Below are 12,839 nucleotides of genomic sequence, written 5' to 3'. Positions count from 1 at the left end.
AGCACAATGAAAAATATAACAAAAACAATTGGCGCTATACTGCTTTGCGGTACTGCTGCTTGTGTGGCACTTACAGGCTGCCAGGAAAAAGCCAATGACTATCGCCCTGATAAACCCGTACCTAAAATAGAAGGTTACAACAGTGCTGCAGAAGTTGCCGCGCCAAATTTGGTGAGCTACTGGCCGTTTAACAGCACCGTTACCGACAGCGTTGGCAACCTGACCGGTACCGCCACCAAAACCACTTTTGATGCCGGCGTTAAAGGCCAGGGCTTTAAAGGTGATGCTGCAGGTTTCATAATTTATGGCAGCCCGGGCGCTACCATACCTGCAATGAAGAACTTCACACTGTCTTTTTGGGTGAATGCTCAAAAACCAGGTAAGGACGATCCGGCACGTGGCATATTTTCTTTAAATAACAACAAAGATTTCTGGGGTAACCTGGATGTGTACCTGGACGGTTACCGCAGCCTGGACACCATGAACATTAAGGTGCATATTAACAATGATGCCGTAAACTGGAAAGGCCAATTTACCAATGCGCTTATCGCAAACCCATGGGGTAAGTGGACGCATATTACTGCAACTTACAACGATACTACATCGGTTTTTAATGTATATGCAAATGGAGAAGCCGTTGCGGTTAGCAGTGCCGGCAACAGCACGGTAATTGGCCCTAAACTGCACGGCGATGATCCCGCCAAAGGAGACGTACCATACGGACCGTTAAAGTTTGTGAACGCAAGCGCCATGGTTATGGGCAGCTGGCAATTTCAAACTACTCCGCCGCAAACTACATCAGCCTCCGCTCAAACCTGGGCGCAAGGTTTTGCAGGCGGACTGGACAATTTTAGAATATACGGCAAATCGCTGTCGGCAAAAGAGGTAAAAGCACTTTACCTTCTTGAGAAGGCCGGAAGATAAACATTGATTGAGTAAAAAGGTTGTCGCGGTTTAAACCAGGCAGCCTTTTTTTATGACTTAAGGCGCTGGTAAATTATGATGAAAAAGATGAGAATGAGAGACCTGCAATTATATACCGGACTGTGCCTGCTTTTGGGTGCAATGGGCTGCGGAAAAGGAGGATCGCCCACCCCTACGCCACCGGCACCTCCGGCGGCGACATCCTTCGCGCTAAATTCATTAAAGGTGAACGGCACTTACAACGGCTTTACTTACGTCAATGTGAATACAACACCTGTTGTAAAGCTGTCCTTCCTGGCTCCCATAGATCACAACAGTGTTTCTTCAACAGTTACGTTAAAAGATAAGGCAGGCTCCGCAGTACCCTACACGGTAACTTACGAGAACAGCGACAGCACAATTGTTATTGCCCCTGCCCTTAACTACATCAGTAAATACACGCTTGATGTAAGCACCGGCTTAAAATCCGTAAAGGGCGGCACTTTGCAAAGCAGTGTACGCGTAACGCTAACTACCGCCATTAATCAGGCTGATAAGTTCCCGCTGATATCTGACGATGCCCTGCTGGATCTGGTTCAGAAACAAACGTTTAAATATTTTTATGACTTCGGGCATCCGGTAAGCGGCCTTGCTCGCGAACGCAATACCAGCGGAGACATTGTTACCACAGGCGGATCAGGCTTCGGCATTATGGCGCTGGTGGTTGGCGTAAACCGCAATTATATCAGCCGGGCAGATGGTTTGGCCCGCATGCAGAAGATTGTAGGTTTCCTTAAGAACACTGCCGCTAAATTCCATGGTGCCTTCCCGCACTGGCTCAATGGCGCTACCGGCGCTGTACAACCTTTCAGCACGCTGGATAACGGTGCGGATCTTATAGAAACATCTTTCCTGATGGAAGGTCTGCTTACTGCGCGCCAGTACTTCAATGGCGCGGGTGCAGAGGAAACTGCATTACGTGCAGACATCAATTCTATTTGGCAGGGGGTAGAGTGGGACTGGTTTAGGCAAGGTAACCAAAACGTGCTTTACTGGCATTGGAGCCCAAGTAACGGATGGGCTATCAACATGAAAATAAGTGGATGGAACGAAGGCCTTATAGCCTACGCGCTTGCTGCCTCATCACCAACACACAGCATCCCCAAAGAGGTTTACGACCAGGGATGGGCACAGAATGGCACCATGCGTAATGGCAACACCTTTTATGGTGTAAAACTGCCGCTGGGACCTCCGCAGGGCGGGCCGCTGTTCTTTGAGCATTATTCGTTCTTAGGAATTAATCCCACCGGGTTGGCAGACACCTACGCCAACTACGACGAGCAAACTAAAGCACACAGCTTAATTAACTACAACTACTGTGTGGCAAATCCTGCTAACAAGAACGGCTATAGTGCAAATTGCTGGGGATTAACCGCCAGCGATATCGAGAATGGCTATACCGCAAGTTCTCCAACCAATGATGTTGGGGTAATTGCGCCTACCGCCGCTATATCTTCACTGCCGTACACCCCTACTCAATCGTTAGCTGCACTTAAATTCTTCTATTACAAGCTTGGCGATAAAATGTGGGGCGATTACGGGCTTAAGGACGCATTTAATTTGACTGACCCATGGTTTGCTGACTCGTACCTGGCAATTGACCAGGGACCGGAGATAGTGATGATAGAGAACTACCGCAGCGGCCTGATATGGAATTTATTTATGAGCAGCCCGGAAATTAAAACCGGTATGCGCAAGCTGGGCTTTACCAGCCCTAATTTATAACAGATTAACTTAATGAAAAAGATACTTGTATTTGCGCTGCTACTGATGACAGCATTGCAGGGCTTCTCTCAAAAGCAGGCAAAAAGCACCGATGGCATAAAGCCTGTCGGCATCATCAAAAACTTAAATGACAGCGCCCTTCTTGACGTTGTTCAGCGTCAAACCTTCCGCTACTTCTGGGATTTTGGTCATCCGGTAAGCGGCCTTGCCCGTGAGCGCAGCAATACATCGTTTGACTATGGCAACGAAGTAGTGACCACCGGCGGATCAGGCTTTGGCATTATGGCCCTTATTGCAGCAGATCACCGTAAATGGATAACCCACGAGCAGGCTGTTAACAGGATGGTGAAAATTGTAAACTTTCTGTATAAAGCAGATGCTTACCATGGCGTGTTCCCGCACTGGCTTAATGGCGAAACCGGCAAAACCATTCGCTTTGGCCGTAAGGATGATGGCGGCGACCTGGTAGAAACCTCTTACTTGTTTGAGGGCCTGCTTTGTGCACGCCAATACTTCACTGCCAATACTGCGAGCGAACGCCGCATACGCGATGTAATTGGCTGGATGTGGGGCGAAATAGAGTGGGACTGGTATACCCAGGGCGGCCGCGACAACCTGTACTGGCACTGGAGCCCGAACAACGGCTGGGCCATGAACTTCCCTATCCGTGGTTTTAACGAGTGCATGATCACCTATATCATGGCCGAGTCGGCTCAGCGTTATCCGGTAAAGGCCGAAATTTATGAACGTGGCTGGGCGCAAAGCGACTTCTTCAAGAACGGCAGAACTTTTTACGGCCACAAACTACCTTTAGGCTTTGATTATGGCGGCCCGCTTTTCTTTTCACAATACACCTTTATGGCGCTGGACCCAACCGGCTTAAAAGATCAATATGCCGACTACTGGGAGCAGAACCAAAACCACACCCTAATAAATTACGACTACTGTGTAGATAATCCTAAGAAGTTTAAAGGGTATGGCGAAAACTGCTGGGGCCTAACAGCAAGTGATAATTACGAAGGCTATAACGCACACTCCCCAACCAACGACCTGGGCGTAATTACACCTACGGCGGCGTTATCTGCATTCCCTTATACACCCAAACAGTCTATGAAGGCGCTTCGTCACTTCTACTATGACCTGGGTGATAAAATATGGGGCGAATACGGCTTTACTGATGCCTTTAGTGAGAGCAAAAACTGGTATGCAAATTCATACCTTGCTATTGACCAGGGACCTATTGTAGTTATGATTGAGAACTATCGCAGCGGCTTGTTATGGAAACTTTTCATGAGCTCTCCGGAGATCCAGCAAGGGTTGAGGAAGCTCAACTTTCAAAGTCCGTACATCAGCAAAAAATAAGCGTTAATACGCGTTTTTAAAAAGGGCCGGTTCAGCATTTGCTATACCGGCCCTTTTGTTTTAAGTACATGCCGTATCTATTCCCAGGGCATAAACTTTTGTGTGGTTTTTGATGGTTTTTGATCACAGCCGGTTCACCAACTTAGAAAAAACTTCAGGCACCGCGAACGATTTGAGCTCTTCTTGCGTTATAGCAATTACACCATTGCATACCTACATCCATCAACATGACCGTGAAAAGATTACTAACAATAACTTTCCTTGGCGTACTATTTTTAACACTCTCAAACGGTGTTAAGGCTCAGGTAAACTCTGCTTTTGACAGGGGTTCTTTCATTACCAAAAAAGATACTTTACCCTACCGTATACTGTTCCCTAAGGGTCTCGATCCCCGGAAAAAGTACCCTATCATATTTGTGCTGCATGGAGCAGGCGAACGTGGCAACGACAATAATGCGCAACTGGCTTATGGCCCTGAGTTATTCCTTAATGATACTGTAAGGCAGAAGTTTCCGGCCATTGTAATTTATCCGCAGTGCCCGAAAGATAGCTACTGGAGTAACGTACTGATAGATACTAATAGCACCGGTAAAAGACAGTTCCATTTCCGCGAAGGTGGCGAACCTACCAGGGCAATGGCTGCACTAATAGGCTTGGTAGATAAAATGTTAGAGAAGCCTTACGTAAACAACAAGCAGGTATATATAGGCGGTTTATCTATGGGAGGCATGGGTACTTTCGAGATACTGCGCCGCAAGCCAAACGTGTTTGCCGCAGCTTTTGCCATATGCGGGGGCGACAACACCAATAACGCTAAACGTTACGCCAAAAAGGTGCCGCTTTGGATATTCCATGGTGTAAAAGACAGCGTAGTACCTTACGACCACTCGGTAGTGATGGTTGCTGCTATCAAAGAAGCTGGCGGGGATCCGAAATTTACTTCCTACCCTGATGCAGATCATAACAGCTGGGTTAACGCCTTTGCAGAGCCCGGACTGATGCCATGGCTTTTCTCGCACAGCAAGTAGTGATTAGTTTACCACACCCGGCTGCCTGCATCATCATTATTAGTGATGGCGTGATCGGCATTTAAAGCTGTTGAAGGTTCGGAGTCGCTTAAGGTGGTCTCTATCGCCTCTGTATCAGCGACAACGTTATCTTGATTTACAACTTTATTGCTTTCTTCGGTGTTGGTAACAGCATCCTGCTGGTTTGATTCAACATTGTTGTCGAAATTGGCATCCTGCTTAGGTGCTTTGTTTTTTGGATCGCTCATGGCTGCTTTTTTTATAAGCAACGCATAAGGATTGAGGATGTTTGGACTATTGAACTTTCAAGAAGTGCTCAAAAGTGTCGCTTCTAATTCCCAGGCGAAGGGTTTCTAAAGGGATAATGTCTGCCGGTGCAATGTTACCCAGGCTTACGTTAGCGCCAATAAGTTTTATAAACCACACCTGCTGTGCTTTCTGCGGCGCCTCCCAGATAATTTTTTCTTCAGGTATTTGGGTTAGTATCTCATCAACCAATCCCTGGCGCACTTCTCCGGAATCACGGTAGATACCTACATTTCCGCTCTCACGTGCTTCTGCTATAACTTTCCAGGATCCAGCCTCAATTTCAGCATTCATCAGCTTTATCCATTTATAGGGAGCAAATATTTTTTGAACGTCTTTAGAGCCAACTTCAGATATAACGGTAACCAGCTTACTTAACTTTTGGATGTACTCACATTTCTCGTCGTGCTCAATGGTGATAGAGCCGTCGGAAACTTCGGCGTATTCCATCTTATATTTGTCCAATATCCGGCAATAATCGTCAAATTGGCCACGCACAATCATCGCTTCAAATAATGTCCCGCCGAAGTACACCGGCAATCCTGCTTCTTTGTAAAGCTTAAGCTTTGCATCAAGGTTTGCACTAACATAAGAGGTTGCCCATCCCAGCTTTACAAGGTCTGTAAAGGGTGTACCTACCTCAATAAAATCTTCTACCTGGCGTGTGCTCAGGCCCTTATCCATCACCATGGTAAGGCCAGCGTTGCGGGGTTTGGCAGTACGTTCAGGAAGATTGTTTATGTGGTAATTCATGTGCAGGCGAGTTATAGCTTATAACTAAAAGTTTTAACGCCGTAAAGGTCGCTAATGATATGCAGATGTGCAAATGATGTTTATCAGCCCCTTGTACGCTTATCAAGTGCTGTAAAACAAAAAATGTGCAGGTAATAAGTTCACTTGCACATTCATGTTTATTAGCTATGCAGTAAATTAACGTGTATACCTGTTAATAATGTCGATAATAACCTTGTTTTCCTGTAATTGAGGCAGGTAGTCGAACAAGATGTAATGCTTTTCAGGGTCAGTTGTTAAGGCTATCTCAAGTTGGTTAAGCGCTTCGCTATATTCCCCTTTAGCAAAAAGATAAGCTACCATACGGTAGTACAATTCTGCGGCTTCCGGGTTATTTTTAATGGCCGACGCGATCACCTCTATGGCACCGGAGAGATTTTGCTGCTCATACAAAATGGACGAATAATCCAGCCAGGCGTCTACATCCAGCGGGTTTAATTCCACCACCTTTTCGTAGGCGTGTTCCGCTTCGGTGATGTGGCCCAGCTTGTACTCAGCGTCAGCAATGGCAAACCAGAAATCGGCGTTGGCAATATCCAGATCAAGCGCCTTTTTGTAAAAGTGCAAAGCCTCAAAATATCGCTCCTCGAAATCAAGCGTTACGCCTATACCAAACCAGGCATCTGCCAGTTTAGGGTCCATCTTAACCGACTTCTTATAAAATGACCGCGCGTCATCCATTTGCTCCAGCTTTTCGTAGCATTCGCCAATGGCGCAATACGTATCAGCATTGGGCTGCTCATATTCGAATGTCTGGCGATAAACTTCTATTGCTTCGGCGTACTTTTCAAGATTAACCAGCGCGTTGCCTTTGTTAAAGTAGGCTGATGCAAAATTATCCTTTATTAAAATAGCATAGTCATAAGCATCTATCGCTTTCTCGAACAAGCTCAGCTTGGTGTAAGCATTACCCAGGTTATACCAGGCTGCATAGCTATATGGCTCGTTATCTATATACTGCATATAGAACTGCACGCTCTCCTGCTGGTTATCCAGTACGTCATAGCAAAACGCCAGTTCGTACAAGGCATCCTGGTTCTCCATATTTTGCTTAAGGCAAAGCTTAAGGTAGGTTATGGCAGTGTCATAATCGCCCATGTTTTGGTAAACGTAAGCTATATGCAGCAGTATTTCGTCGGTTTCTTCTGCAAGCTCCAGGGCCTTCTCGTAGTTCTCGAGCGCTTCTGTGTTGCGCTCCATGCTTTCGTAAAGGTTCCCTCGGATAATATAAATGTCGGCATCGCTTGCTTCCAGCATGGCAGCTTTATCAAGCGCGGCGAATGCCTCGTTGGGCTTGTTGCTTACTACCAGCAGCTGGGCCTGCTTTATCAGGAAGATGGCTGCGAAAGGGTGCTGGTTGCGGGCGTACTCGGTAACCTGCAGGGCCTTAGCCGGGTCATTCTTCTCGATGTAGTAATCTATAATATTTTCAAAAGCCTGCGCATCAAAAAAGTACTGGTCGTGATTTCGGATCATCTCCTCGTACCGTTCTACAGAGAATTTTGGGTCCTCAGTAAAACCAAATTCAAAATCTTCTTCCATTCAAGTTTATTTGAAGAACACATGTTCCTTCGGACAGGTTGCGATCCGCAAGGCTCTATTGAGTTCAAATTACAATAATAAGACGCTTTGAAGCAATTAAGTTTTCAACATACACACATTGTTAACACCCCTTTATACAAGTGCCTGATAATAAATAGGAAGCATTTGGAGCGGACGGCGGTGAGAGGTATTAATTGCCTTAAAGATTTTTACCTTTGACAAAAGTACAAATTATGAGCCTTTTAATAGCTGATATCCTTCATCATTTACATATTAACGACACTAACCACGCCTTTAGTACAGGCAGCACCTGGGGCAGCAGTGACGACGCGGAGATTAAAGATGTATTCTCTCCTGTGGATGGTAAAAAGATCGCTTCGGTAAAATATACTACCGCTGAAGAGTACGACGCCGTTGTGGAAACCGCCGCTAATGCTTTTAAAACCTGGCGAACCGTGCCTGCGCCAAAGCGTGGGGAGATTGTAAGGCAAATAGGCGAGCAATTACGCGCCAACAAAAAAGAACTTGGCGCATTGGTGTCATACGAGATGGGCAAAAGCCTGCAGGAAGGCTACGGTGAGGTGCAGGAGATGATAGACATCTGCGACTTTGCTGTTGGCCTGAGCCGCCAGCTTTACGGGCTTACCATGCAAAGCGAGCGGCCCGAGCACAGGATGTACGAGCAGTACCACCCGCTGGGCATTGTGGGGATCATCTCCGCGTTTAACTTCCCGGTAGCGGTATGGAGCTGGAATGCAGCACTTGCCTGGGTATGCGGTGACGTATGCATTTGGAAGCCGAGCGAAAAAACGCCTTTAACCGCTATTGCGTGCCAGCACATTGCGCAGCAGGTTTTTAAAGCCAATAATATAGAAGATGGCGTAAGCTGCCTGGTAATTGGCGACCGAAATATAGGCGAGCTAATGTCTAACGACGCTCGTGTGCCGCTGGTGTCGGCAACCGGTTCTACCCGTATGGGTAAAGCCGTGGCTGCTGCCGTGGCTGCCCGCTTAGGCAGAAGCCTGCTGGAGTTGGGCGGTAACAATGCCATTATCATCAGTCAGCATGCTGATCTGGATATGTCGTTAATTGGCGCTGTATTTGGCGCGGTGGGCACAGCAGGGCAACGCTGTACCAGCACGCGCAGGCTTATTATTCATGACAGTGTATACGAAGCCTTTAAGCAAAAGCTTGTTAATGCTTACGGACAGATTAAAATTGGTGACCCGCTGGATGAGAACAACCATATGGGGCCGCTGATAGACCAGGATGCGGTTGCACTTTATCTTGATTCTATTGAGAAGTGTAAAGCACAGGGCGGCAAATTTGTGGTAGAAGGCGGCAAGCTGCAAGGCGAAGCTTATGCATCCGGCTGTTATGTTAAGCCTTGCATAGCTGAGGTGGAGAACCACTACCCTATTGTGCAGCACGAAACCTTTGCCCCTATCCTCTACCTGATCAGGTACACCGATCTTGACGAAGCTATAGCATTGCAGAATAGTGTTCCGCAGGGACTTTCATCAGCCATTATGACGACCAACCTGCGCGAAGCGGAAACTTTTCTATCGGCGGCGGGTTCTGATTGCGGCATAGCCAACGTAAACATAGGTACATCCGGCGCAGAGATTGGCGGCGCGTTTGGTGGGGAAAAAGAAACCGGCGGCGGCCGGGAGTCTGGTTCTGATGCCTGGAAAGTGTACATGAGGCGCCAAACCAATACTATAAACTATTCTAAAACGTTGCCTTTAGCACAAGGCATCAAATTCGACCTATAATAAATTACTAAGAAACAAATATGTCTATACCCAATAAGTTTGTACTCGCAGCCGCAATGGTCGGCGCTACTTTCCTTAGCTTCGACAGCGTTGCACAAAAAGCACCTGCCCCGGCCGAACTGCCAAAAAGCTGGCATACCATGGACCTTAAGACCGACGGCTATGTTGGCATCAGCCTTAAACAAGCTTACCAGCTGGTAGCGGGCAAAAAGAGCAAGCAGGTAGTTATTGCCACCATTGACAGCGGCATTGATACCGCCCAGGCAGATATTAAACCTGTACTTTGGGTAAATACCAAAGAGATTCCCGGCAACGGTATCGACGACGACAAGAACGGCTATATAGATGACGTACATGGCTGGGACTTTTTAGGAGGCCCGGGTGGCAAGTGCGACTTTACCGAGACTACCGAAGAAGTACGCGAATACAACCGTTTAAAGGGCAAATACCTCAGCGTAACCACAGCACCCGCAGGCAGCGAAAAAGAATTTGCCTACTGGGAAAAGGTAAAGTTGCAGTATGATGAAACGGTAAGCAAATCTACCAAGGAGCTGAACGACCTCCAACCTGCTATGAACGCGCTGATGGCAACAAGCGGTTACATTAAACGCGCGCTTAACCTTAAAACGGACGGCACTTTCACCGTTAAAGACCTGGCAAAAATAAAAAGCAGTAACGATACCATTAGCCGCAGCGTTTATGTTTGGCAGTCTGTTTTCGAACAGGAAGGCGGCGCTGCTGACAATGCCAAGGTAATTAACGACTTGAGCGAGTACCTGGCAAAACTGAACAATGATGTTAACCCCGATCTGGATGCGCGTAAACGCATAGTAGGCGACGACCCTAATGTACAGGATGGTAAACCTTACGGTAACAACATCCTTAAATTTGAAGATGCATCACACGGTACAGGCGTTGCCGGCCTGATTGGCGCTGCACGCAACAACAATTATGGAATTAACGGCGTGGCGGATAATGTCAGGATAATGGCTATTAAAGCTGTCCCTAACGGCGACGAGTACGACAAGGATATTGCCAACGCTATACGCTACGCTGTAGATAACGGCGCGCGTGTGATCAACATGAGCTTCGGTAAAAAGCTATCTCCCCACAAAGAATGGGTAGATGCAGCATTTAAATACGCGGCATCTAAGGACGTGTTACTGGTACAGGCATCCGGCAACGATAACCAGGATGTGGACGCCAAACCGGAGTTCCCGAATGATATTTTTGCAGATGGCTCCGGTACAGATGCGGATAACGTGATTAGCGTGGGTGCATCAGCCGCAAAGCTGGACGAGAATCTTGCAGGTTCTTTCAGCAACTATGGCAAAAAGAACGTAGATGTTTTTGCACCGGGCGTAAAAGTAACCTCAATTGATAAGGATGCCGAGTTTAACACCGCCGATGGTACCAGCTTTGCCTCGCCAATTACCGTAGGTGTGGCTGCTTTGGTACTGGAGTACTACCCAACGCTAACTGCCAAACAGCTTAAGCAAGTAATACTGGAGTCGGCCTCTCCGCTTAATGGCACCATGGTACTTAAACCTGGCACTAAAGAAAAGGTTGATTTTACCACCCTATCTAAAACAGGCGGCATAGTTAACGCTTACAAAGCTTTAATGATCGCTTCAAAACTTAAAGGCGAAAGAAGTATCTAACGCACCGAATGCGCGATAATAAGAAAGCCGGGCTCAAAACGAACCCGGCTTTCTCATTTTATGCAGTATAGCCTATCAGATCGTAATCGCCTTTTTAAACGTTTCATCGTTCTCGTTAACCACCCGGTAGTAAGCGTTAATGCCCCATTTAAAACGGGCGGCATTTGCCTTAAGCAATGTGGCAATAGCCGGAGCATCGGCGCCAACATCTTTGGCTTTAACCTCCTTAGACGCTTTTTCCGCATACGATAAAAAGTGCGATAGCGTAGCACTGTTCACCTGGTAGTCTTTTATAAAGCTGTCTGCAGTAGGGTACTTTTTAAGCAATGGTTGCATTGCATCAATAACATAGGCGCTAAATAGCTGGTTAACCAGCAGCGCGCCTACCAGCCGGCTTTCGCGTGTAGTATCGTCAGGTACAAAAACATCAGGCATTATGCCGCCGGCGCTCAGCACCTTACGGCCTTTTGTGGTATGGTAGGTTTCCGCACCAACAAAAGCGCTATCCGTTAAGTTGCTTTCTTCAGAAAGCAGCTCGCCTTTACGCACCCTTTCGGCCAGTTCATTACGGTAGCTTTGCGCCCCATGTTTATACGACTTTTGAATAGACCGACCTGATGGGGTATAATAGCGGGCTACGGTGAGGTTTACGGCTGTACCATCACCAAATGGGAATTGCTGCTGCACCAGTCCTTTGCCAAACGATCTGCGACCAACAATTGTAGCGCGGTCAAGGTCCTGCAGGGCACCCGCCAATATCTCGCTCGCCGATGCAGAATATTCGTCAATTATAACAGTTAGCGCCCCTTCCTCATAAACACCCGAGTCGGTAGCAGTATAGTCGGTGCGTGGTTCATGCGCGCCCATGGTATAAACAATAAGCTTATCCTTGGGTAAAAACTCATCTGCAAGTGCTGTAGCAGTGTTCAGGTACCCGCCGCCATTCCCGCGCAGGTCTATCACCAGTTTTTGCATACCTTCCACCTTCAACCTGGCTAAAGCCAGTCTAAAGTCAGCATCTGTAGTAGAAGCAAACTTACTTATTTTTATATACCCCGTATTGCCCGTTACATACGCCGCATCCAGGCTGCTTAGTGTAACGTGCCCGCGCTTAATTACAAAATCCTTATACTGCCCCTCTGGTGTAAGCACCGTGAGCTTTACTTTTGAGTCTTTCTCTCCCCTGAAATTTTTACTTACCCGTGCAAGTGTAAGCCCTGTACCAGAGAATGGCTTTCCGTCTACCTCCAGCACTTTGCCACCTGTTTGTACCCCCGCGCGTGCTGCCGGCCCGTTAGGGTAAACCATAGTAACTACCAGGGTGTCGCGCAGTAACTGGTATTCCAGCCCTACCCCATCAAACCCGCCTTGCAGGCGCTCGCTTATGTTGCGTGCCTGTTGCGCAGGCAGGTAAACCGAATGCGGATCGAGGCTTTGCAGCATATCATTTACGGTAACGCCCTCAATACTGTCGGTATTCACACTATCTACATAACTGCTGTTTACCAGGCCAAGCACCTTTGATATTTTATCTTCTCCGGACGAGGTGGTAAAAAAGCGGCGGCCCGACCGTTTGTCGGTAATGAAAATACCAAGGCCAATACCAATAAGCAGTAAAATAAGAGTGCGGAATATTACCGCTGCCGTGTGTTTCATCAGATGTATCTACGACAAATTTAATCATT

General features: G+C 47.3%; 10 protein-coding genes. 6 read left to right on the top strand and 4 right to left on the bottom strand.

Annotated features, from left to right (window positions below; translation table 11 throughout):
- Positions 1-6 precede the first annotated feature (6 nt).
- The 4 genes from DYU05_RS13760 to DYU05_RS13750 all read left to right on the top strand — a co-directional run bounded on the left by DYU05_RS13760 (position 7) and on the right by DYU05_RS13750 (position 5,078).
- On the top strand, positions 7-924 hold the full coding sequence (locus DYU05_RS13760) for a LamG-like jellyroll fold domain-containing protein (RefSeq protein ID WP_117383678.1): 918 nt from the start codon (positions 7-9) through the stop codon (positions 922-924).
- A gap of 93 nt (positions 925-1,017) precedes the next feature.
- The gene (locus DYU05_RS21240; protein WP_205771885.1) at positions 1,018-2,688 is read left to right on the top strand and encodes a glucoamylase family protein; all 1,671 of its coding nucleotides are present in this window, start codon (positions 1,018-1,020) and stop codon (positions 2,686-2,688) included.
- Positions 2,689-2,700: 12 nt separating this feature from the next.
- A complete protein-coding gene (locus tag DYU05_RS21235) occupies positions 2,701-4,050 on the top strand; it encodes a glucoamylase family protein (RefSeq protein ID WP_205771883.1) in 1,350 nt (449 codons plus the stop codon).
- A 227-nt stretch (positions 4,051-4,277) separates the two neighbouring features.
- Entirely contained in the window at positions 4,278-5,078 is an 801-nt protein-coding gene (locus DYU05_RS13750) for a carboxylesterase family protein (RefSeq protein WP_117383677.1), read from the top strand.
- Positions 5,079-5,086: 8 nt separating this feature from the next.
- Here the strand turns inward: DYU05_RS13750 and DYU05_RS13745 are convergent, their stop codons facing one another.
- The 3 genes from DYU05_RS13745 to DYU05_RS13735 form a co-directional block, all read right to left on the bottom strand.
- On the bottom strand, positions 5,087-5,326 hold the full coding sequence (locus DYU05_RS13745) for a hypothetical protein (protein ID WP_117383676.1): 240 nt from the start codon (positions 5,324-5,326) through the stop codon (positions 5,087-5,089).
- Positions 5,327-5,372: 46 nt separating this feature from the next.
- Positions 5,373-6,137, bottom strand: a complete 765-nt coding sequence (locus tag DYU05_RS13740; RefSeq protein ID WP_117383675.1) for a phosphosulfolactate synthase — start codon at positions 6,135-6,137, stop codon at positions 5,373-5,375.
- A gap of 177 nt (positions 6,138-6,314) precedes the next feature.
- The gene (locus tag DYU05_RS13735) at positions 6,315-7,718 is read right to left on the bottom strand and encodes a tetratricopeptide repeat protein (protein WP_117383674.1); all 1,404 of its coding nucleotides are present in this window, start codon (positions 7,716-7,718) and stop codon (positions 6,315-6,317) included.
- A 233-nt stretch (positions 7,719-7,951) separates the two neighbouring features.
- On the opposite strand from DYU05_RS13735, the gene amaB reads away from it, so the two are divergent.
- Positions 7,952-9,493, top strand: a complete 1,542-nt coding sequence (gene amaB / locus DYU05_RS13730) for an L-piperidine-6-carboxylate dehydrogenase (protein ID WP_117383673.1) — start codon at positions 7,952-7,954, stop codon at positions 9,491-9,493.
- 20 nt (positions 9,494-9,513) lie between these two features.
- A complete protein-coding gene (locus DYU05_RS13725) occupies positions 9,514-11,154 on the top strand; it encodes a S8 family serine peptidase (RefSeq protein WP_117383672.1) in 1,641 nt (546 codons plus the stop codon).
- Between the two features lie 75 nt (positions 11,155-11,229).
- Here DYU05_RS13725 and DYU05_RS13720 read toward each other — a convergent pair whose 3' ends face one another.
- Complete coding sequence (locus DYU05_RS13720) at positions 11,230-12,810, bottom strand: S41 family peptidase (RefSeq protein ID WP_117383671.1); 1,581 nt, start codon at positions 12,808-12,810, stop codon at positions 11,230-11,232.
- Positions 12,811-12,839 lie beyond the last annotated feature (29 nt).

The organism is Mucilaginibacter terrenus (assembly GCF_003432065.1).
Taxonomy (GTDB): domain Bacteria; phylum Bacteroidota; class Bacteroidia; order Sphingobacteriales; family Sphingobacteriaceae; genus Mucilaginibacter; species Mucilaginibacter terrenus.
This window is presented reverse-complemented; position numbering and strand designations above follow the sequence as displayed.